This is a genomic window from Arthrobacter sp. 05L417, assembly GCF_056397865.1.
The window spans coordinates 156917-178526 of record NZ_JBFTOG010000001.1; the positions used below are offsets into that span (position 1 = coordinate 156917).

Consider the following 21610-nt stretch of genomic DNA (forward strand, 5'->3'; position numbering starts at 1 on the left):
TGGAGAAAGCCACCATTGATAGTCAGTTAAAAGCTACCGCCAGTAAGCGGGACAAACTAATTCACAAGCCACGGTTACTCGCGGAATGACGCGCCCTGTGCGGCAAGTCACAGCATTGTTACCGAGCGGTGTCCAAGCGTTCCACGGCCGCATCGATGCGTTCGTCCGTGCCCGTGAGCGCCACCCGGATGAAACCATTGCCCGCGTCTCCGTAGAACACTCCGGGCCCGACGACGATCCCCAAGTCAGCGAATCGCTGGACTGTGTCCCACGTCGCCTCCCCTGCGGTGGACCACAAGTACAGGCCCGCTTTGGACTCGTGGATGTCCAGGCCGAAGTTCTGCAGGGCTGGCAAAAGCCGTTCACGGCGGCCGCGGTATAGATCCTTTTGGGCGAGCACGTGGTTGGCATCGCCCAGCGCGATGCGCATGGCTTCCTGGACGGGGTAGGGCACAATCATGCCTGCGTGCTTGCGGCTATTGACCAGATTCGCCACGATTGAGGAGTCGCCTGCCACGAAGGCGGCACGGTAGCCGGCGAGGTTCGACTGCTTGCTGAGCGAGTAGACGCACAACAGACCGTCTGTGGACCCTCCGGTGACGCGCGGATCAAGGACACTCGGCACTGCTTCGCCGCCGCGCTGGGCATCCCATTCGCCCCAGCCGAGTTCGGCATAGCATTCATCCGATGCCACGACTGCGCCGATCTCGCGGGCCTGGGCCGCGATCTGCCGGAGGGATTCGACGTCACGGACGCTGCCCGTGGGGTTGCCCGGAGAATTGATCCAAATCAGCCGGACCCTTGCGCGGGTGGCTGGGTCAAGTTCGTCCAGGCTGTCCGCGGCGACCGCAGTGGCCCCGGCGAGCATAGCGCCGATGTCGTAGGTCGGGTAAGCCACAGTGGGACGGACCACGACGTCGCCTGCGCTGAGTCCCAGCAGGAACGGCAGCCAGGCCACCAGTTCCTTCGAGCCGACCGTGGGCAGGACGTCCCTCGGATCGATCCCCGGGACCCCGCGACGGCTGGCAAACCAGGTGGATACAGCCTCGCGAAGAGCTTCCGTTCCGTGGACCGTTGGGTAACCATGGGCGTCAGCTGCCCCGGCGAGCGCCTCGCGGACCAGCTGCGGCGTAGGATCCACAGGAGTTCCGATGGAGAGATTGACTACTCCGCCCGGGTGTTCTGAAGCCTTGGCCACGTACGGCGCCATAGCTTCCCAAGGGTAGTCGGGCAGGTTGAGGCCGAAAGCGGGGGCCGCAGAAATCAAAGGAAGCAACCGTTCTTAGTGGTCTTGGTTCTGCGGAGGGAGCGCGGCGATGAAGGGGTGGTCCTTGCCCGTGTTGCCGATCTTGGCAGCTCCGCCCGGGGAACCAAGGTCATCGAAGAACTCGACGTTGGCCTTGTAGTAGTCGGCCCATTCCTCCGGGGTGTCATCCTCGTAGTAAATCGCTTCCACCGGGCACACGGGTTCACAAGCTCCGCAGTCCACGCATTCGTCCGGGTGGATATAGAGGGAACGTTCGCCTTCGTAGATGCAGTCAACAGGGCATTCTTCAATACACGCCTTGTCCTTGACGTCCACACACGGCTGCGCGATTACGTAGGTCACGTCCCTTGCCTCTCCACAGTTGTCCCGGCCAATGTCCGGGTAGTACCACCGGCCCTGTGGCCGGTACATCGAATTCTGTAGCCTATTATCCCCCAGCCGGAACTTACCAAACTACTGGGCGTCATAGTATGAACTGGTGACGTTGCCCCACCCCCAGGATTTCCTGCTCAATACCGTATCCGGAACGCGGGTAGTTGTCCGATACCGGCTGGACAACGGCTTCACCGATGCCCTCGGCTACCTACTCTCCGTCACCGAGGGTGCGTGCATCATCCGTACCCGACAGTCCGACGTCGAGATCCCGCTGGGCCTTGTCGTGGCGGCAAAAGAGGTCCCCCCTCCGCCGCCACGCCGAGGTACGCGCACAACCCGCGAGTAATCCCGGCCTCCTATCCCCAGAGGGTCAGGCGCCATGCACCTCGTCCGGCAGCCTGCGCATTCCCCACAGCGGAGAGAACAGCACGGGTGCAACAAAGACAATGCTTCCGCCCAAGCCGATCCAGAGTGTCGGGACGAGGCCGATGTTCTCGGCCAGGAGACCCGAGGCTAGGGCTGCGATCGGCATGACTCCCCACACCACAAAGCGAATGGACGCATTCATGCGCCCGAGAAGCCGGGGCGGACACACGCGCTGCCTCATGCTCAACTGCATGATGTTGTACACCAGGACTCCGAAAGCAAACCCGAACTCGGAGACGATGAGCATCACGAGGGACATCCATCGTTCGGGGGCAAGCACGCACAACGGAACCAGGAGGAGGAAAAGCGAGCTGATCATCGACGCCACGGGAATGACGGTCCCCTCGCCGACCCGGTCAGCGAGCTTGGGCGCGGAAACAGCTCCGATCAGTCCGCCCACAGCGCCCACTGCCATGATGAGGCCCATGCCCTCGGGACCGAGTTCCAGTTCACGAAGCACCAGCACGGGCATCAAAGTGAAGGCGATCGTGGTGAAGAAGTTGACCCCGCCCGTGCAGGCCACAATCCTGCTGATCAACGGATGCCTGACCACGAAGACCAGGCCTTCCTTGATTTCGCTTGCCAGTGGATGCCGATCCTTCGCGGGCACGGGACGTTCCGCATCGCCCGTCCTGAGCAGGAAGATGGCCGACATCAGATACCCGATCGCCTCGCCGACGAACAGCACCGGGGCGGATACGATCGTCAGCAACCCACCGCCCGCGGCCGGACCCCCGATCCGTGCGATCTGGGAGGTGGCTTCCAGCTTGGAGTTGGCCTGCGGAACTTTCGCGGCATCCACGAGTACAGGCACATAGCTCTGGTAAGAAACGTCGAAGAAGACCGTTGCGGCCCCGACGACGGCGGCTACGGCGTACAAGTGCCAGATCTGCAGGACGCCGCCCCACCAGAGGATCGGTACGGTGGCCATCGCCGCGGTCCGGACCAGGTCCGCCACAATCATGGTGCGACGCTTGAGCCAGCGGTCCACCCAGGCTCCCGCCGGCAAGCCGATCAGCAGGAAGGCGGCAAGGCTGGCGGCATTGAGTGCGCCAACCTCGAACTCGCTGGCTCCGAGCAAAGTCACCGCGAGGACGGGAAAAGCCAATTGCCCAAGTTGCGCCCCGAGCTGGCTGACGGCCTGGCCAGACCAAAAGGTAATGAAGTTCCGGTCCCGCCAAAGCGAGGCCGCTTGCTGCGCTGTGTCAGTTTGCTGAGCATTGTCCGTGGTCCCGGCATTCACCCGCCCAGTTTCCTGCAGTGATTGGTATATGTCAATCACTCATGGGTGGCTACACTGGCCACCATGACGGAACACGAGCGGGAGGACAGTGACCTGGTGGCCAAGGGTCGCGCCTTGAGTTCGCCCCTGCGCCTGAGGATTCTCCGGCTCTGCCTGCACCACGCGCGCACCAACAAAGAGATCGCCGGGCTGTTGGACATCAATCCGGCGTCGAGCTTGCACCATGTCAGGACCTTGGTGCGCACCGGTTTTCTCGAGCCGCAGGAAGGCCGGAAGGGAAAGAGGGGCGCCAGGGAGGTGCCGTACATCGCCACCCGCACCTCGTGGAGCACTCCCGTCGACGATATTGCCCCGGTCCTGATCGAAACATTCGTCCAGGAAACCCGCGGACTCGCGCCCGAGGACATTGATGTCTGGCGGCTTGGAGTGAAGTTCAACGCCGCACGGCAGCAGGAAATGATGGGCAAGCTGCGGGAGGTCGTCGAGGAATACATGCGCCTTCCGCCAGACGACGACGGCGAGGCCACCTCGCTCTTGATCGCCCACCACCGGGACCCAAGCGCCGACTAGCTAGCCGCGCGGCGGACGCCTGTAGCGCCGGCACCACAAGAGCATCACGAGCGTCACGGCCGCGCTCCCGTAGACCCATACATTGCCCGGCGCATCTGCGACGATCAGCGCCTTGTTGGTTCCGGCTGAAGAAAGCGCACCGACAGCTGCGTAACAAACAATGCCCGCTACCGCCGTCGGGAGCAAGGACCGCGACCACGCACCCAGCAGGAGCTGGAGCGATGCGAGCAGGAGCAATGCCGCCGCGGCACCCCAGTAGACGTCGACGCCGTCAATGGGGAGCACTTGCCGGTGAAGTGCGGTGCCTGCAAGGGCAGCAAAAAGAGCCACCGGAACTGCCGCGGCAATGCCGCGTGCTGTTCCGGTGGCTCCCCTATTCAATGCGTCAGTCCGTTCGGTGCGTCAATGCGCAGTCAGCGCAGGATCAGACCTTGGCGCGTGCGCGGGTAGCCTTGGCACGCTCGTTGGCGTCCAGGATCACCTTGCGGATGCGGATGGACTCCGGGGTGACCTCAACGCACTCGTCTTCGCGGGCGAATTCGAGGGACTCTTCGAGGGTCAGGTCGCGCGGCGGCGTCAGGTTCTCGAAGGTATCGGAGGAAGCGGCACGCATGTTGGTGAGCTTCTTTTCCTTGGTGATGTTGACGTCCATGTCGTCGGCGCGCGAGTTCTCGCCGACGATCATGCCCTCGTAGACCTCGGACGTAGGCTTCACGAAGAAGGAACCGCGTTCCTGCAGGTTGATCATCGCGAAGGGGGTGACGACGCCGGCGCGGTCGGCAACCATCGAACCGTTGGTGCGGTATTCGATGGGGCCGGCCCACGGCTCGTAGCCTTCGGAGATCGAGGAAGCGATGCCGGCGCCACGGGTGTCCGTGAGGAACTTGGTGCGGAAGCCGATGAGGCCACGTGCCGGAACGATGAATTCCATGCGGCACCAGCCCGTACCGTGGTTGGCCATGTTGGTCATGCGGCCCTTGCGGGCGGCCATGAGCTGAGTGACCGCACCGAGGTACTCTTCAGGCACGTCGATGGTCATGTGTTCCATCGGCTCGTGGATCTTGCCGTCGATGGTCCGGGTGACAACCTGCGGCTTGCCGACAGTCAGTTCGAAGCCTTCGCGTCGCATCTGCTCCACGAGGATGGCCAGGGCAAGCTCGCCACGGCCTTGGACTTCCCAAGCATCGGGACGCTCGGTGGGCAGAACCTTGATGGAGACGTTACCGATCAGTTCCTTGTCCAGGCGATCCTTCACCTGGCGGGCCGTGACTTTGGCACCCTTGACCTTGCCGGCCAGCGGAGAGGTGTTGATACCGATGGTCATGGAGATCGCAGGGTCATCCACCGTGATGAGGGGCAGCGGCTGCGGGTTCTCCGCGTCGGTCAGGGTCTCACCAATGGTGATTTCCTCGATACCTGCAACAGCCACGATCTCGCCCGGGCCGGCGGACTCTGCCGGTACGCGGTCAAGGGCCTTGGTGGCCAGGAGCTCGGTGATCTTGACGTTCTTCAGTTCGCCGTTGGCACGCGCCCAAGCGACGGTCTGGCCCTTGCGGAGGGTGCCGTTGTAGATGCGCAGGAGTGCGAGGCGGCCGAGGAACGGGGAAGCGTCGAGGTTGGTGACGTGCGCCTGCAGGACACCGTTCGGGTTGTAGGTCGGCGCCGGGATGTGCTCGATGATCGTCTTGAAGAGAGGTTCGAGGTCTTCGTTATCCGGTGCCGAGCCATCAGCGGGCTGGTCCAGGGAGGCGCGGCCAACCTTGGCTGCGGCGTAGACCACGGGTACTTCCAGGATCTTGTCCAGGTCCAGGTCCGGGACTTCGTCCGCGAGGTCGGAGGCCAGGCCAAGGAGCAGGTCCATGGACTCGTGGACAACCTCCTCGATGCGGGCGTCGGGGCGGTCGGTCTTGTTGACCAGCAGGATGACGGGCAGGTGCGCGGCAAGGGCCTTGCGGAGCACGAAGCGGGTCTGCGGCAGCGGACCTTCGGAAGCGTCAACCAGGAGGACCACGCCGTCAACCATGGACAGGCCGCGCTCCACCTCGCCACCGAAGTCGGCGTGGCCGGGGGTGTCGATCACGTTGATGGTGATGGTCTCGCCATTGGACGACGGGCCGTTGTAGGCAACCGTGGTGTTCTTGGCGAGGATCGTGATGCCTTTTTCGCGCTCCAGGTCACCGGAGTCCATGACGCGGTCTTCCAGGTGGTTGTGCTCGGCGAAGGAGTTGGTCTGCTTGAGCATGGCGTCGACCAGGGTGGTCTTGCCGTGGTCAACGTGGGCCACAATCGCGACGTTGCGCAGATCACTGCGCGATGCAGTGGCCGCGGCGGTGTTGGTGGTGGTTTCAGACATGCGTAATGGCTCGATTCAGTGGTGAAGTCAGCTGTTGTATCGCGACATTTCCAACCGGAACGCACGACGGATTAGACCCTTTGACACAGGGCACCTTCATAGAGTCTAAACGCTGTGGTATTTATTGGCCTAAAAATCACCCTCCAAGCCATCGAATTGTGCCCTTCATCACAATCGGCAAGGCGTTCCGGGCAAGCTGGAAACGACAAAAGAGCCGGTACCACTTCCCCCCACGGAAGTGGTACCGGCTCTCTTGCTCCCCTAACTCACACGGAGCGGACGGTGGCTATGCCCGTCAGGCCACCACGGGCGGCAGCATCAGGCTGGCGCCCGGGATCGCGTTGAGCAGGGCCTTGGTGTAGTCCTGCTGCGGCGAATCGAAGACGTCGTCGGTGCTGCCCGTTTCCACGAGCTTGCCCTTCTGCATCACGCAGACATGGTCGGCGATCTGCCGCACGACGGCGAGGTCGTGCGTGATGAACAAGTACGTCAGTCCAAGATTTGACTGCAGCTCGGCCAGGAGGTTCAGGACCTGGGCCTGCACCAAGACGTCCAAAGCGGAGACCGCCTCGTCGCAGATGATCACTTCGGGGTCGAGGGCCAAGGCCCGCGCGATCGCGACGCGCTGCCTTTGCCCGCCGGAGAGCTCGTTCGGGTACCGCTGCATGGTGGACTGCGGCAGCGCCACCTGGTCCAGGAGCTCCCTGACCTTCTTCTCGCGGCTGGCTTTGTCACCGATCTTGTGGGTCCGGAGCGGTTCCTCGATGGTCCTGAAGATGTTGTACATCGGGTCGAGCGAACCGTACGGGTCCTGGAAAATCGGCTGGACGCGGCGCCGGAACTTGAAGATCTCCCGGCTGTTCAAGGTGGAGGTGTCCACGCCGTCGAACACGATCCGCCCCGACGTCGGTGCGAGCAGGTTGAGGACCATCTGCGCCACAGTGGACTTCCCGGAACCCGACTCCCCCACGATCGCCGTCGTCGTCCCCCGCTTGACGTTGAACGAGACGTTGTCCACCGCGGTGAAGTCCGTTGACTTGCCGACGCCGGAGCGCAGCTTGAAGACCTTGCTGAGGCTCTCGACCTTCAGGACGTCGTCCGACAGCGCCTTTTCGACCACAGCTTCGGTGGGTGCAAGGAGTTCTTCCGTCTGGATTCCTTCGGCCTTGGCGGCCTGGATCCTCCGGGAAGCGAGGGACGGTGCGGAGGCCACCAATCGCTGGGTGTAGGGGTGTTGCGGGTTACGGAGCAATTCGAGGGAAGGACCGGCCTCCACCACGTTGCCGCGGTACATGACCACCACTTTGTCCGCACGTTCGGCCGCCAGGCCGAGGTCGTGGGTGATGAGCAAGACCGCCGTGCCGAGCTCCGCCGTCATGGTCTCGAGGTGGTCCAGGATCTGCCGCTGCACCGTCACGTCCAGGGCCGACGTCGGCTCGTCCGCGATCAGGAGCCGCGGCTGGCAGGACAGGCCGATGGCGATCAGGGCCCGCTGGCGCATGCCGCCGGAGAATTCGTGCGGATACTGCTTGGCGCGGCGTGCGGAGTCCGGCAGGCCCGCTTCCCCCAGGACGCGGGCGACGTCGGCAGGAGCGCTGGGCTTGCCGTTGGCGCGCAGCGTCTCGCGGACCTGGTAGCCGATCTTCCAGACCGGGTTGAGGTTGGACATCGGATCCTGCGGAACCATGCCGATCGTGTTGCCGCGCAGCTCGATCATGCGACGTTCCGGAGCGTGGGAGATGTCCTCGCCGTCGAGCAGGATCTGCCCGCCGGAAACCCTGCCGTTCTCCGGCAGGAGACCAATGGCGGCGAGCGCCGTCGTCGACTTGCCCGAACCGGACTCCCCCACAATGGCGACAGTCTCGCCGGGCATGATGGTCAGGTGCGCGTTCTTGACGGCCTGGAATTCGCCGCCCGCCGTCTGGAAGGAGATGGCGAGGTCCCGGATTTCCAGGAGCGGACGCTCTTCGGTTCCGGCTTCGTCGATGGTGACGTTGGATGTTGCCATGATTGCCTCCTTCATCGCTTGCGGCTCTTGGGGTCAAGGGCGTCACGCAGCGCGTCGCCAAGCATGATGAAGCTCAGGACCGTGATGGACAGTGCGGTTGCGGGGAACATCAGCACTTCGGGGTTGGTGCGCAACGTGTCCTTCGCCGCGGAAATGTCGTTACCCCAGGACATGATGCTTCCGGGCAGGCCAATGCCAAGGAAGGACAGCGTTGCTTCCGTCACGATGAAGACGCCAAGCTCCATGGTGGCCAGGACGATGATCGGCGCAAGCGCGTTTGGAACGACGTGCCGGACCAGCGTGCCGATCTTGGAGACACCGAGCGAGCGTGCGGCGGTGACGAAATCCGCGTTGCGGACCTCGATCACGGCACCGCGGGTGATGCGGGCCATTTGCGGCCAACCGAGCATCACAATGACCATGACCACCGTGAAGACGCTCTTGTTCTCGCGGAAGAAGGGCAGCTGGGTGACCACCAGCGCGCCGAGGACCAAAGGCAAGGCGAAGAAGATGTCGCCAATACGGGCAATGATGGTGTCAACCCAGCCGCCGAAGAAGCCTGCCAGTGCGCCGAGCGTCACGCCGATGATCAGGACGAAGATGACGGAGACGACGCCGACGGTCAAGGATGCCTGCGTGCCGTGGATGACGCGGGAGTAGATGTCGCAACCCTGGAAAGTGAATCCCAGGGGGTGGCCGGCTGAGGGGCCAGCGAGGGAATCGCCCAGCTGGCAGTTGTCGTTCGGGGCTGTCTGCGTGAACAGGCCCGGGAAGAACGCGACGACGAGGAGCAGCAGAATCATGAGCGCCGAGATAATGAAGAGCGGCCGACGGCGGAGCTTCCGCCAGGCATCCGCCCACAGGCTCAGGGGGGCCGCGTCGACCTTGAGGGTATCGGTCGCCAGCAGCGGTGTCTCGTCGATAGGGGCAACGTAGTGCTCGATCTGACGGTTACTTTTCATAACGGATCTACTTTTCATAACGAATCCTGGGGTCAAGCCAGGCGTAGAGGAGGTCCACCAACAGGTTGGCGGCAACGAAGACCAGTACCAGCACGCTCACAATGGCGACGACGGTGGGGCCTTCGCTGCGGATCACGGCCTGGTAGAGCTTTTGGCCGACGCCGGGCACGTTGAAAATGCCTTCGGTCACGATCGCGCCGCCCATCAAGCCACCCAGGTTCGCGCCCAGGTAGGTGACCACGGGAATCATGGAGTTCCGCAGGATGTGGGCCAGGACCACGCGGGGGCGGGAGAGGCCCTTTGCGGTTGCGGTGCGGACGTAGTCGGCGTTCATGTTTTCAATGACCGAGGCGCGGGTCAGGCGCAGCACGTACGCAAAGGACACGAGGCCAAGCACCGTGGCCGGAAGGACCAGGGTGCCCCAATCCGCGTTGGATCCAACGGTCGGCTTGGCCCAGCCGAGTTGCACGCCGACGACGAGCTGAAGCACGAAACCCAGGACGAACGTCGGGACGGCAATGACCACGAGGGAGGCGACCAGCACGGTGGAGTCGAAGATTTTTCCCTTGCGCAAGCCGGCAACCAGGCCGAAGGCCACACCGAACACGGCCTGAATGGCCAAGGCCTCGACGGCGAGCATGGCGGTCACGGGAAAGATGCGGCCAAGGGTGGCTGCGATTGGCTGGCCGGTGAAGTCCACCCCGAGGTTGAAGGTGAACAGGTTCTTGAGGAACAAGCCGTATTGGACCCAGAACGGCTGGTCGAGGTTGTATTGCTGGCGCAGCGCGGCAATGACGGCTTCGCTGGGCGGTCGGTCGCCGAAGAGGGCGCGGATGGGGTCGCCCGGAAGGGCGAAGACCATGAAGTACACGAGCAGGGTGGTTCCCAGGAACACGGGAATGACCTGCAGCAAACGCCGGAGGATGTACTGGGTCACAGCAACGGTTCCTGTGCGCTCTTGGAAGTATGGGGATTCATAAGGGACAGCTTTCGTGCCGAATCAAGGCATGGGGGCCCGGTTTGTGGCCGGACCCCCATGCGCTAACGAGCTTGGAACAAGTCCAGAAGGACTACTTTGCGGTGATGTTGTAGTACAGCAGGACGCCGTTCCAGCCGGAGTCGACGTTGGTCACGTTCTGGCTCCATACGGCCTGGCGTGCCTGGTACCACAGGGGCAGGTTCGGCAGGTCCTGGAACAGGATTTCCTGTGCCTGGGTGAACTTCTTGTTGGCGTCGTCCGTGGTCTTGGAAGCGAGGCCTTCGTTCAGCAGCTTGTCGAATGCCGGGTTGCTGTAGCCCTCATAGTTGGCGCTGGCGCCGGTCTGCAGGACCGGGCCGAGGAAGTTGAACAGCGACGGGTAGTCGGCCTGCCAGCCTGCGCGGGTGAAGCCCGGGAGGGTCTTCGCCTTGCGGAGGTTGAGGATCTCGGCGAACTTTGCGAACGGCTGGCCTTCGGCCTTGATTCCGAGGTTGTTCTTCAGGTTGTTGGCAACGGCGTCGATCCATTCCTTGTTGCCGCCGTCGGTGTTGTACGCCAGCTGGAGGGTCTTGCCGGCGGGCCACGGGCTCATGGCGTCGGCCTTGGCCCAGAGTTCCTTGGCCTTCGCGGCGTCGAACTTCAGGACATCGGAGCCGGCCACGTTGGCGTTGTAGCCATCAACGGAGGGCGACGTGAAGTCCTTGGCGGGGATGCGGGTGCCGTTGAAGACGACCTTGGTGATTTCGTCGCGGTTGATGGCCATGGAGATGGCCTGGCGACGGAGCTTGCCGGCGTCTCCCTGGAACTCAGGCAGGTAGTTCGGGATGTTGAGCGTCGCGTTGCCTGCGTAAGCCTTGTTGAGGTTGTGGTCCGGGAAGTCCGTGGTGTACGTCTTCAGGGCGTTCGTCGGCAAGACGTCGGTGACGTCAAGGTTGTTGGCCTGGATGTCCGTGTATGCCGGAGCAGGATCGGTGTAGAACTTGAAGGTCACGCCGCCGTTCTTGGCCATGCGGGGACCCTGGTAGTCGGCGTTCTTGACGAGGGCGATCTGGCTGTCGTGCTGCCAGGCGCCCTTGGCGGCCATCTTGTACGGGCCGTTGCCGATGGGGTTTTCGCCGAAGGCCTTCGGATCCTTGAGGGCATCGGACGGGAGCGGCATGAAGGCGGAGTAGCCGAGGCGCAACGGCCAGTCGGCTTCCGGCTGGGCCAGCTTCACCGTGATGGTCGAGTCGTCCTTCAGAACCAAGCCGGACATGGTCTGCGCGGTCGGCGCGGGAGTCGATGTGGACTTGCCGTCCGCGCCCGTGGTCTTCTTGGTGGCGCTGACTGCGTCGTAGCCTTCAATGGATTCGAAGAAGCTGCTGCTGGCCTGCGCGTTGGTGCTCAGGGCGGCGAAGTTCCAGGCGTCAACGAAGCTCTTGGCGGTGACTTCCTCGCCGTTGGTGAACTTGGTGCCCTTCTTCACCTTGATGGTGTAATTCTGGCCGTCAGTCGTGTCAATGGATTCCGCGAGAGCGTTCACGGACTTTCCGCTGGCGTCGTAGCTTCGCAGGCCTTCGAACAGGAGTTCGACGACGCGACCGCCGTACACCTCGTTGGTGTTGGACGGCAGCAGGGGGTGCTGGGGTTCATTGCTGTATGCGGTGATGATTTTGTTCGGATCGCCGGCAGCGGTCTGGCCACTGCTCGCGGAGCCGGCGCTGCCGCATCCGGTAAGGGCAAGTGCGGCGACTGCCAGCAAGCCTAGAGCTTTGGAAGTGCGCGAAAAACGCATTCCGCCTCCTATGGATTCAGGGGGATGGGTCGGGGCAACTCATGGCTGCCTCCGGGGCCAGACACAGAATTATCCTGTGACGCGGCCTACGTGGATGTGTAATCCTAACCACACCTTGTCCGAAATATGGAATCCCATTGGCATGAACAACGAAGTGTGCTCTTGACAGTTTTAGTAATGAAGCAGTCATTTCAAGTAAATGAAGCAGTCATTTCAGGTAACGGGTTGGTCCTTGGTAAACTCGACATGCCTGACCCCTGTTTTCCCGCGGAAACCAGGGCCTTTTCGGGGACCCTAAAGGGAGTGCGACGGGCAAATCCTGTGCCCCACACAATGACGAAAAGAGCCCCCGCCGCCAATGGCGACGGAGACTCTTTTGTGGTTGCGACAGTCGGTTCGTGCCGCCGGGAATGCCCCCGGGTGGCTACTCGATGCCGGCAGCCATGAGCTGGGCGCGCAGTTCCCGACGCTCGCGCTGCTTCTCGGGGTCCGGAAGCGGGACCGCGGCCAGCAGCCTCTGTGTGTAAGGCTCCTGCGGATTGCGAAGGATCTGCTCCCTGGTGCCCTGCTCCACAATCCGGCCCCGCTGCATCACGCAGATCCGGTCTGCGAGCACATCAACCACGGCGAGGTCGTGCGTGACGAACAGGCAAGCGAATCCGAGCTCCTTCTGCAGGTTCTGGAAGAGTTCAAGAACTTTTGCCTGGACCGAAACGTCCAGCGCCGACGTCGGCTCATCTGCCACCATGAGCTTGGGCTGCAGGGACAACGCACGGGCAATACCGACGCGCTGCTTCTGCCCACCTGACAATTCATGCGGATAGCGGTTTCGGTAGCCGCGCGGCAGTTCCACCTGGTCCAAGAGGGTCTCGATCCGTTTCTGCAGATCGACTCCCTTCGCGACCCCGGCGAGGAACATCGGTTCGCCGATGCTTTCGCCGATGGGCAGCCGCGGGTTCAACGACGACGACGGGTCCTGGAACACCATGCCGATGTCGCGCCGCACTTCGTGCAGTTGCTTTCCATTCCGTTTGGCCGCGGAAATGTCCTGTCCCACCACACGCATGCTGCCGGCGGCCACAGGCAAGAGCCCGACGGCGGCGCGTCCAATGGTCGTTTTGCCCGAACCGGACTCCCCGACAAGGCCCACCACTTGGCCGGGGTAGATCACGAGGTTGGCTCCCTCGACAGCTCGGAACGCGGGCACCCGTCCCTGTTTGGGGTATTCAATAGCGACGTCGATCAGCTCGAGCACGGGGTTTCCCTTGGGCTTGGCCGCTTCTTCCGCCGCTGCCTTCAACGCTGCCTGGTTCTCGCGTTCCCGGCGAAGCAGCTCGTCATGTTCAACGGATTCCAGCTCCGTGTTGGTTGCCGCAGCCAATGCCGCGGTCACGTCGACGTCGGCCTTGTCCGCCCCTTGCCCCAGGTGCGGGACCGCTGCCAGAAGCGCCTGTGTGTACTCATGCTGCGGGTTGCTGAAGATCTGCTGCGCGGTGCCGGTCTCCACAATGACGCCCTTGCGCATCACTGCAATGCGGTCGGCCAAGTCGGCCACCACGCCCATGTCGTGCGTGATGAGGACAATGGCGCTGTCCAGCTTGTTGCGCAGATGGCGCATCAGGTCCAGGATTTCGGCCTGGACAGTCACATCGAGGGCCGTGGTGGGCTCATCCGCGATGAGGAGCTTCGGATCGCAGGACAACGACTGGGCGATCATGGCGCGCTGGCGCTGGCCACCGGAAAGCTGGTGCGGATATGACTTGAAGGCCTTCTCCGGGTCGGGAAGCTCCACCAGTTCCAGCATGCGCAATGCACGCTCCTTGGCTTCGAGCGGAGAAACCACATTGTGCAGCCGGATTGTTTCAACAATCTGGGCACCCACTGTGTAAACCGGGTTGAGGGCCGTCATGGGCTCCTGGAAAATCACTGCGACGTCCTTGCCGCGGACTTCCCGGATAGCGCCTGCCTTTGCGCCAAGCAACTCCTTGCCCGAGAGCTTCACACTGCCGGTTACCCGGCTGTTGCTGGGCAGGAGGTCCAGCAAAGCCATGGAGCTCGCGCTCTTCCCGGAACCGGACTCTCCAACGATCGCGAGGACCTCGCCTGCCCGGACCTCATAGTTCAGTCCGATGGCGGCCGGGATCCACTTCTTCTCCACGCCGAAGTCCACACTGAGATCGCGGACTTCCAGTACCACGCTCCCCGGCGCAGTCTTGTCCGAGGCAGTCTCAAGCTGCGTTGCCTCTGGTTCGGGGCTGGCGTTGTCAGTCATGTTGGGTATTCCCTTCCACCCGGGCCACCCTCCAAGGGGTGATTAGTGAAGTAGCCCGGAATCCTGAATTATTAGGGGCATGAGCCAAGAGCCGCATGCCGGAAATGTCGAAATCTTCAAGGCCCGCACCAGCAGGCTGTTCGCCTGGATTTGCTGGGCAGTCGCGGCCTTCGGGATAGTCGTGACCCTTGTGGTGGCCGGACCCGGTGCGCTTTTGGGCACCACTCCCCTGCTCTTGATTGCTTTCCTGGGCTGGTTGCTCTTTTGGCGCCCGGCGGTGGAGGTCCGGGACTCCGGAGTCACGCTGGAAAATCCCTACCGGACCATCGAAGTCCCGTGGGACGCCCTGGTACAGGTGGATACCCGGTATGCCCTCACCCTCATGACGCCGCGCAAGAAGTATCCGGCGTGGGCTGCGCCCGCCCCCGGTATCTGGGGCGGGCGCAATGCCCGCCCCGAGCACCTGAAAGGCCTCCCCGGCACTACGTACGGTCCGGGCAGCTCTGTCCGTCCCGGAGACCTGAGGAACACGGATTCCGGTATCGCGGCTGTCTTGGTCAGGAGTCGCTGGCAGAGCCTCGTGGAATCCGGCCGTGTCGAACCTGGCCGGGCAGAGGACACTTTGGTGACCGTGAGCGTTGCTTGGTTCCGCGTGGCCGCCACGGTAGCTCTCGTGGCGGCCAGCTACTGGGCGGTCTTCCTGCAATAGGTCCCCCAAGGTGGGTCCCACTCAGCTGCCCTGCGCAGTATCGGCGAGCGGCGCCGTCGTCGTGCTTGAATGGCGCGTTGTTTCGACGGCGCTCTTGGCTTTGAATTTCTTCTGCCGCGGATCGAAGGCGTCCCGCAGGCCGTCTCCAATGAAGTTGATGCTGAGGCAGATCAGGATGATGAAGAGGCCGGGGTACCAGAACAGCCATGGCCGCGTGGCGAAGGCCTCCTGGTTCTGCGAAATCAACAGGCCCAGCGAGGTGTCCGGTGAATGTACACCCAGGCCGAGGTAGCTGAGGGCCGTCTCAAGCAGGATCGCAGCGGACATCGTCAAGGTGACGTTGACGATCAGCACGCCAACTGCATTCGGGAGAATGTGCTTGAAGATGATCCTGGCGTTGGAGGCTCCGGAGATCCGGGCGGCATCTACGAATTCCCGCTCCCGCAGGGTCAAGAACTCACCGCGGACAAGCCGGGCCAGGCCCACCCAGCTGACGAGTCCGAGGAAAATACCCAGGATGACGACGCTGTTGCTGGACGCGAAGCCGGCGATCCAGCTTCCTTCATCCCTTCGGCTGGCAATCTGACCGACGACGGCTGCGAGGAGCAGCAGCGGAATGATGATGATGACGTCGGTGAGGCGCATGAGGATGGCTTCGACCCAGCCGCGGAAATAGCCTGCAAGTCCCCCGATGATCGCGCCGATCGCACCCGCAATGCCGCCGATCAGTAGCATGACCGTGATGGACTGTTGTGCGCCACGCATGGTCATGGCGAACAGGTCGCGTCCAATCCGGTCCTGGCCGAACGGATGCTCGCCCCAGGCAAACGGCCATAATGATGACGTCGGAGCGCCGTCGTTGACGAGCGGCGAAACGTCCAAATAGTTGTACTTCCACCATCCCGGTAGGCCAAAGGCACCCACCGCGGTAAAGGCGAGCAGGAAGATCACCACGAAGACTGCCAAACCGATCAGGGCGCCGGTGTGGCCGAAAAACCTCTTGCGGACGATCTGGCCTTGGCTCAGGCCGCTGGTGATTTCGCTGCCTGTTTGGGTGGCTGCAGCTTCAGCGAGCGCCTGTTGCGCGAGGAGTTCTTCCTCTTGTGTTGGCTGGCTCATGCTTTGATCCTTACACGTGGGTCGAGTGCGGAGTAAGCGAGGTCCGCTATCAGGTTGAAGACCATGGCCGTAACGGCCACACACAGGAAGACACCCATGACCGGGTTCGGGTCAATGTGCAGAAGCCCGTCGATGAACAAGAAGCCCATGCCGCGGACAGAGAAAACTGTCTCCGTGATGACGGCACCGCCGATGAGGGCTCCGATGTCGAAAGCAACAATCGTCGCGATCGGGATCAGCGCATTACGGAAGGCGTGACCCATGACCACCGAACGCTCACTCAAGCCCTTTGCCCGCGCCGTCCGGATGAAGTCCATGTTCATGATTTCCAGCATCGACGAACGCGTGAATCGCGTGTAGCTGGCCAGGGACACCAGGATCAAGGCGACCGTCGGCAGGACCAGGTGGGTGAGGGTGTCCGTTGACAGGATCCAGAAATCGCCCTGGATGTTCGGGGTTCCGGCCCCGATGGTCGCGATCGGACGTCCACGCACCCTGCTGTTGTTGAAGTAGGACGGCCACGCTTGCATGAAACGGTCCACGATCACGAGTGCCCCGACCAGGAAGGCGGTGATGGCGGCTGCACGCATTGACTGTCCGCGGTCGTAGCCGCCCATGAAGTACCCGACGGCCATGCCAACAAGGATAGTGGCGATGGCAAGAAGGAAAATCATCAGCCCGGTAGCCTCATTGAGCAGCGGTTGCACTGCAAAGTACGCGATGACGCCGATGCCGACCACGATCAAGCTCGATTGCAGCGCTTTCCGGTTCTTAAGCCCGGAAACCAGAATGGTGATTCCGACGGCGATTCCCGCACCAAGAATGGCGATGATGACGGGGCCCAAACCAGGGTTGCGGAACCACTGCGTCAAGGAGAAGTAGAAGAGGATGAGGGAGACAACCGCAAATACCGATCCACCGACGATCAGGCGGCGCTTGGCCGCTCCCCCGACGACCACAGCGGCGATGACGCCAAGAACGGCACCAATCCCCAAGGCCACGGCCGGTGGTATTTCCGGATTTCGAAGGAAGTCATTGAAGCCGATGGCGCCGAATTCCTTGAGGAGCACGGCAACCCAGAAGATCGGCAGGGAGAAGAACAGGAAGGCCATGAACGTCACGCCATAGTCCAAGGCGCTGTACTGACGGAGGGCAGTGACCACGCCTAGGGAAATGCCAATGAGAATGGCAAGGACTGTTGCGCCGGTGACGAGAGTCAAAGTTTGAACCAGCGCGAAGCCGAGTGCCTCCGTAATCGGCTGTCCCGCGATGTTCTTACCGAGGTTGCAGGCGTTCCCGAAAGGCACGAGACACTGGGCGGCGCCGCCGAGCCACTTGAAGTAGCGCAGCGGGGCAGGTGTGTTGAGGTCGAGCAAATTGGTTCGTGAGTCCATGAGCGCTTGCCGGTTCGGTGCGCTGCTGGCTCGGAACTCTGCCAAGGGATCCCCTGACAACGCTGTCAGGAGATACACCAGGAATGATGCTCCAAGAAGAATGAGTGCCGCCGTGACGAGCCGACGGACGATATAGGTCAACATGGTGTGAAACCTCGAAATCCAGGCCCGGGATCGCCAGTGCCTATCGCAGGATCGTGTCCCTTCCCTGCTTGAGGTCGGTGGGAAGCAGACAGTTTAGCTGGTGTACCAACCCGAAGGCGCCGGGACCATGAATCTTCGGTCCCGGCGCCCCGGCTAGCGGTGTTGCTCGCTGAGTTGGGACCTACTTCTGAGCCCACTCCCAGAAGTTCCACCAAACGCCAGTCTGGTTCGGCATGAGCTTCACGCCCGTGATGCGGTCGCTGTAAGCGTCCACGTTCACCGACTGGAAGAGCGGAACACCATAAGCGCTGTCCCAGATCTTCTTGTCGATCTGCTTCTCAAGGTCGTCCTGCTTGCTGCGGTCCGTAGTGACTACGAGCTCTTCCATCAACTTGTCAGCATCGGTGTTGCTGAACTGGTTGAAGTTGTTGCCACCAGCGGTCTTGAAGATCTGCGGAACGCCGGAGACTCCGACGCCCGGGTTGATCCAACCAAAGATCGTGGCATCGTAGCCGCCTTTTCCGAGCGCCTTGCCCCAGTCGGAGGCACCGAGGCCGCCGTCGACGATCTTGAAGCCCGCCTTGGTGGCGGATTCGCGGATCAGCGAGAAAGCGTCAACACGGTTCGGGTTGTCCTTGTTGTACATGATGCGGATTTCCGGTGTAGCGCCGTTGAGGAGCTTCTTGGCTCCATCGATGTCCACGTCCTGGTAGGCCGAGGAGCCATTGTTCTTGGCGGAATCAGCGTAGGCAGCCTGCTGGGGAACGAAGATCTGCGAGTCCAGCGGCTTCGCGTTCGGGTCAAGCTTGCCGATGATCTTGCTGACGATGTCCTTGCGGGGCACGGTCTTCATGAATGCCGTGCGCACGTTTTGGTCAGCCAGCGGGCCCGAGAAGTTCAGGTCCAAGTGATCGAAGGCCAGCTGGTTGCCCTGGTCAACGGTGACGCCCTGGCTGGTGAGTGCCTTGAGCTGTTCAAGGGTGTCGGCGGAAGCCTGCGGGGCAATGATGTCCGCTTCGCCGTTCTTGAGGGCCTGGACCTGTGCCGGTGCCGAACCGATGTATCGGACGGTGATTTCGTCAAGGTTTGGAGTCGGTCCCCAGTTGTAGTCCTTGTTGCGGACCATGGTGAGGGACTGGTCCTGGTTCATGCTCTTCACGATGTAAGGACCGTTAGAGAGGAACAGGGTGGGGTCTGCGGGAAGCGTCTTCGTGTCGAAGCCCGTGTTCCACATGTCCGACATTGCCTTCAGCTTCGGGTCCGTAGGCAGCGGTGCCTTGGTATTTCCGCGCGGCTTGCTCTTGAAGAAGTCAATCAAGGCCTGGGTGTCCTTCAGGCCGGCCTTCTGCGCAAGGACGTGGGCAGGAACGTCAATGCCGGGACCACCAAGCACGATCTCCCAGTCAGCGAACGGCTTGGAGTACTTGAGCGTCAGGGACTGGTTGTTGTCGCCGATCTCCGGGAAGTCCGTCAGGCTGAGGCCGGTGTTGTCACCAGCGTAGGAGAAGTAGGACGTACCGGTCTTGGCCTTGGGATCCGCGTCGTCGTAGTAACCGGAGAAGGCCGCCCACTGCAGGAGGAGGTCCGCGGCCGTAACGGGCGTGCCATCGGACCATTTCACGCCGCTGTTGATGGTGTACTTGACGGTCAGCGGATTGTCCGAGACCTTTTCCATCTTGCCGAACTTGTCGTTGTGGACGACGTTCAGCTTGTTGTCGATGTAGTAGAAGCCCGAGTGCGTCGCGTAGCTGACCTTGGAGTTGATGTCAGTATTGCCGTCGGCTGTGTTGGGGTTGAACGTGTTGAAAGCGTTGACCTCGACCACAGTGGCCGTGCCACCCGTCTTGGCTGCTCCGGTGGATGGGGTATTGCCACCGGAATTGCCGGCACAGGCGCTCAGTGCGATCGCGGCGATTGCCGCAATGCCCACTGCTTTGGAAGTACGTCCGAAACGCATTCCGCCTCCTATTTTTTTGAGTGGAAAAAGCCGGCGCTGTTGACTCCGGCAGACTGCCACAACCCCCTCAGCAGGCTTGTGGCTGGTCTCACATGAGCAGTAGCCTAGCGCCCGGAACGGATGTTTGGGTCTAAAGTTTCCCGCCGGTAAAGTTTGTTATCGAGATGCAATCATTGAAGGACGTCCTAGTGGTTCCGTAATCCACGCCAACATGACATAAGCCCCGATTCAAGGCGAACCGGGGGCTTATCTCGGTTATTTCTCCATCACTGAAGATGCCTATATGCTCCGCTTCAGCCCTACGTGGGCAGTCCGGTATCCGAGCCGCGTGTAGAAGGCGCGGGCCCGTTCCCGTGCTTCGTCGGTGGTCACCTGCGCCAGTTGCGCCCCACGCGCACGCCCGAAATTGTGTGCCCACTCAAGCATCGCGGTGCCCAGGCCCTGTGAACGTTCCGCGGCAGCAACCCGCAGTCCCTCGATCTGAAGTCGGGAAGAACCACCCCGGGAAAGTCCTGGAATGACGGTCAATTGCATCGTGGCAACGATGCGATCGGCATCATTGCGGACAACCCCCAGATAGTTGGAACTGTCTCGAACAACCAGGTTGTAGGCCGCCTCGTACCGTTCGAGCTCGACGCACTCACGATCGGGACCGAACTGATCATCAGACAGCAGCGCGGCGATGGCCTCGACATCATCGCGACTCGCCCGTTCCAGCCTGAAGGTGCGGCCCGCCACCCGCAGCAGTCCTCGAACCGAGGATCGCGCATCTGCCTGCAGCCGGGCGACCAGCAGATCAAGCCATCCGCCGACGTTGGCTCGAGCCTCAACGGTGTCGGGATAGCGGCATCTCAAGTGCAGACCGGACTCGTCCAGGATGAACCAAAGCATGACGCCGTCCGTGTCGATTGTCGCGCTCACATACTGGGCGTCGAGTCCGACAGAGTCGATTCGCACCGGCAGCCTGCGCAGGTCCAGCCAGGAGATCGCGAACATCCCAGGAGCTACGGGCATGCCGCCCCATGGAGCCAGCACGTCTGCGAGCGGCCACGAGCCAAGCTGCACAGCCTCTTTCACGGCGGCCGCCGCAGCGAGTGGCTCGGCGGCCGACGACTCAAGTACCGAATTGGTTATGAACCAGCCGACTGAGTCATGCCATTTGTCGTCGAAGCGGCTGTGCACGGGAAAGACGGCTCGCAATGGGGTCCCTGCCAACTCGCGGGTTACCGCTGTCATCGCAACAACTGCGAGTGCGAGCGTCGAGACACCGTCATTGCGGGCTTGCGCAGCAAATGCGGCACCGTCGTCGAGATCGAACACATCGCGAACTTCCACACGCTCGCGCTGCGGATTGGGCGCACCCAGGGGCAGGGGGAATTGCGGCATGACGCCGCCGCTGTCCCCGATGATTTCTTCCCATCGGTGACGCACGTGATCCGGCGCCGCATTCCGATCCAGCAGTGCTTGCGTGTGTTCAACAAATGCCGGCGCCGGCCCGGGCAACGGTTCACGGCCCGCCCTCCCGGCGTCGAGCGCCGACAGCAGGTCGCGCGCGATCACCAGCATCGACCACATATCGACGTGGGCGTGGTCGGCCGCAATCACGACCGTGAGTCCGGCAGCGGTCTCCAGTACGCACAGCCGGTGTGAGGGACGTTGGTATGGCGAACATGCGGCATCGAGAATGTCCCGCACCGCGTCATTGACGGCCTGGCCAGAAGGTACCTGATGCTCCACCCAGGTTCCCGGAGCAATATCAATTTCGTGAAGCTCCGGATCACCATCCGCGCCGGGCACGAATGCCGTTCGCAGTGTGCCATGACGGGCGACGACAGCCAGCCAGGCATCGGCAATTGACTCACGATGAGTTGGTGTAGGCAGCCGAAAAGACAATGCCATCCAGGAGCCGGGGCGGTCGCCTGCCCCTACATGGAGCCGCTGGTCAAAGGACACTGGAAGGCGTCGGCCGAGCGCAGACACACTGACGTCATAGCCCCAAAGTCGTCCGAATGGTAGGCGCAGGTGCGTGACGTTGGTCAGGCGCATGGCAGTATCCTA

The 21610-nt window shown here is 62.3% G+C and carries 17 protein-coding genes; 3 read left to right on the plus strand and 14 right to left on the minus strand.

The features are described 5' to 3' along the window. Positions 1 to 118: 118 nt before the first annotated feature. Positions 119 to 1267 carry a succinyldiaminopimelate transaminase gene (gene dapC, locus AC1DJW_RS00705; RefSeq protein WP_476900499.1) on the minus strand — a complete coding sequence of 383 codons (1149 nt, stop codon included), beginning with the start codon at positions 1265 to 1267 and terminating at the stop codon, positions 119 to 121. Positions 1268 to 1282: 15 nt separating this feature from the next. Further along, positions 1283 to 1609: a ferredoxin gene (gene fdxA, locus AC1DJW_RS00710; protein ID WP_018776555.1), complete on the minus strand. Its 327-nt coding sequence runs from the start codon at positions 1607 to 1609 to the stop codon at positions 1283 to 1285. A 136-nt stretch (positions 1610 to 1745) separates the two neighbouring features. On the opposite strand from fdxA, the gene AC1DJW_RS00715 reads away from it, so the two are divergent. Next, on the plus strand, positions 1746 to 1988 hold the full coding sequence (locus tag AC1DJW_RS00715) for a putative acetyltransferase (protein ID WP_476900500.1): 243 nt from the start codon (positions 1746 to 1748) through the stop codon (positions 1986 to 1988). Between the two features lie 24 nt (positions 1989 to 2012). Here AC1DJW_RS00715 and AC1DJW_RS00720 read toward each other — a convergent pair whose 3' ends face one another. Then, positions 2013 to 3350, minus strand: a complete 1338-nt coding sequence (locus AC1DJW_RS00720) for an MFS transporter (RefSeq protein ID WP_459342796.1) — start codon at positions 3348 to 3350, stop codon at positions 2013 to 2015. A 24-nt stretch (positions 3351 to 3374) separates the two neighbouring features. Here AC1DJW_RS00720 and AC1DJW_RS00725 point away from each other — a divergent pair, with 24 nt between their 5' ends. Then, positions 3375 to 3881, plus strand: a complete 507-nt coding sequence (locus tag AC1DJW_RS00725; RefSeq protein WP_459342797.1) for an ArsR family transcriptional regulator — start codon at positions 3375 to 3377, stop codon at positions 3879 to 3881. Here AC1DJW_RS00725 and AC1DJW_RS00730 read toward each other — a convergent pair whose 3' ends face one another. The 7 genes from AC1DJW_RS00730 to AC1DJW_RS00760 form a co-directional block, all read right to left on the minus strand. Then, a complete protein-coding gene (locus tag AC1DJW_RS00730) occupies positions 3882 to 4262 on the minus strand; it encodes a hypothetical protein (RefSeq protein ID WP_284751632.1) in 381 nt (126 codons plus the stop codon). Positions 4263 to 4305: 43 nt separating this feature from the next. Further along, positions 4306 to 6234 carry a translational GTPase TypA gene (gene typA / locus AC1DJW_RS00735; protein ID WP_284751633.1) on the minus strand — a complete coding sequence of 643 codons (1929 nt, stop codon included), beginning with the start codon at positions 6232 to 6234 and terminating at the stop codon, positions 4306 to 4308. Positions 6235 to 6529: 295 nt separating this feature from the next. Beyond that, positions 6530 to 8242, minus strand: coding sequence for a dipeptide ABC transporter ATP-binding protein (locus AC1DJW_RS00740; RefSeq protein WP_476900501.1), 1713 nt, complete (start codon positions 8240 to 8242; stop codon positions 6530 to 6532). Positions 8243 to 8253: 11 nt separating this feature from the next. After that, complete coding sequence (locus AC1DJW_RS00745) at positions 8254 to 9204, minus strand: ABC transporter permease (protein WP_059387473.1); 951 nt, start codon at positions 9202 to 9204, stop codon at positions 8254 to 8256. A gap of 7 nt (positions 9205 to 9211) precedes the next feature. Next, positions 9212 to 10141, minus strand: a complete 930-nt coding sequence (locus AC1DJW_RS00750; RefSeq protein WP_476900502.1) for an ABC transporter permease — start codon at positions 10139 to 10141, stop codon at positions 9212 to 9214. Positions 10142 to 10274: 133 nt separating this feature from the next. After that, a complete protein-coding gene (locus tag AC1DJW_RS00755; RefSeq protein ID WP_284751636.1) occupies positions 10275 to 11957 on the minus strand; it encodes a peptide ABC transporter substrate-binding protein in 1683 nt (560 codons plus the stop codon). Positions 11958 to 12381: 424 nt separating this feature from the next. Beyond that, complete coding sequence (locus AC1DJW_RS00760) at positions 12382 to 14229, minus strand: dipeptide ABC transporter ATP-binding protein (RefSeq protein WP_459342799.1); 1848 nt, start codon at positions 14227 to 14229, stop codon at positions 12382 to 12384. 79 nt (positions 14230 to 14308) lie between these two features. Between AC1DJW_RS00760 and AC1DJW_RS00765 the strand changes: the two genes are divergently transcribed. Next, positions 14309 to 14938, plus strand: a complete 630-nt coding sequence (locus AC1DJW_RS00765; RefSeq protein ID WP_390278932.1) for a PH domain-containing protein — start codon at positions 14309 to 14311, stop codon at positions 14936 to 14938. 21 nt (positions 14939 to 14959) lie between these two features. Here AC1DJW_RS00765 and AC1DJW_RS00770 read toward each other — a convergent pair whose 3' ends face one another. From AC1DJW_RS00770 to AC1DJW_RS00785, 4 genes are all read right to left on the minus strand, one after another. Then, positions 14960 to 16057 (minus strand): ABC transporter permease, encoded by a 1098-nt coding sequence (locus AC1DJW_RS00770; protein WP_390278930.1) that lies wholly within the window; start codon positions 16055 to 16057, stop codon positions 14960 to 14962. Further along, a complete protein-coding gene (locus tag AC1DJW_RS00775; RefSeq protein WP_459342800.1) occupies positions 16054 to 17595 on the minus strand; it encodes an ABC transporter permease in 1542 nt (513 codons plus the stop codon). The genes AC1DJW_RS00770 and AC1DJW_RS00775 overlap by 4 nt, the downstream gene beginning before the upstream one ends. 181 nt (positions 17596 to 17776) lie before the next feature. Next, a complete protein-coding gene (locus tag AC1DJW_RS00780) occupies positions 17777 to 19552 on the minus strand; it encodes an ABC transporter family substrate-binding protein (protein ID WP_284751641.1) in 1776 nt (591 codons plus the stop codon). Between the two features lie 279 nt (positions 19553 to 19831). After that, complete coding sequence (locus AC1DJW_RS00785) at positions 19832 to 21598, minus strand: GNAT family N-acetyltransferase (RefSeq protein WP_476900503.1); 1767 nt, start codon at positions 21596 to 21598, stop codon at positions 19832 to 19834. Positions 21599 to 21610 lie beyond the last annotated feature (12 nt).

Bases quoted from the DNA above. Each gene is read 5' to 3' on its own strand.
- AC1DJW_RS00725 (WP_459342797.1), top strand. From the start codon at position 3,375: ATGACGGAACACGAGCGGGAGGACAGTGACCTGGTGGCCAAGGGTCGC.
- typA (WP_284751633.1), bottom strand. From the start codon at position 6,234: ATGTCTGAAACCACCACCAACACCGCCGCGGCCACTGCATCGCGCAGT.
- AC1DJW_RS00740 (WP_476900501.1), bottom strand. From the start codon at position 8,242: ATGGCAACATCCAACGTCACCATCGACGAAGCCGGAACCGAAGAGCGT.
- AC1DJW_RS00745 (WP_059387473.1), bottom strand. From the start codon at position 9,204: ATGAAAAGTAACCGTCAGATCGAGCACTACGTTGCCCCTATCGACGAG.
- AC1DJW_RS00755 (WP_284751636.1), bottom strand. From the start codon at position 11,957: ATGCGTTTTTCGCGCACTTCCAAAGCTCTAGGCTTGCTGGCAGTCGCC.
- AC1DJW_RS00760 (WP_459342799.1), bottom strand. From the start codon at position 14,229: ATGACTGACAACGCCAGCCCCGAACCAGAGGCAACGCAGCTTGAGACT.
- AC1DJW_RS00765 (WP_390278932.1), top strand. From the start codon at position 14,309: ATGAGCCAAGAGCCGCATGCCGGAAATGTCGAAATCTTCAAGGCCCGC.
- AC1DJW_RS00770 (WP_390278930.1), bottom strand. From the start codon at position 16,057: ATGAGCCAGCCAACACAAGAGGAAGAACTCCTCGCGCAACAGGCGCTC.
- AC1DJW_RS00775 (WP_459342800.1), bottom strand. From the start codon at position 17,595: ATGTTGACCTATATCGTCCGTCGGCTCGTCACGGCGGCACTCATTCTT.
- AC1DJW_RS00780 (WP_284751641.1), bottom strand. From the start codon at position 19,552: ATGCGTTTCGGACGTACTTCCAAAGCAGTGGGCATTGCGGCAATCGCC.
- AC1DJW_RS00785 (WP_476900503.1), bottom strand. From the start codon at position 21,598: ATGCGCCTGACCAACGTCACGCACCTGCGCCTACCATTCGGACGACTT.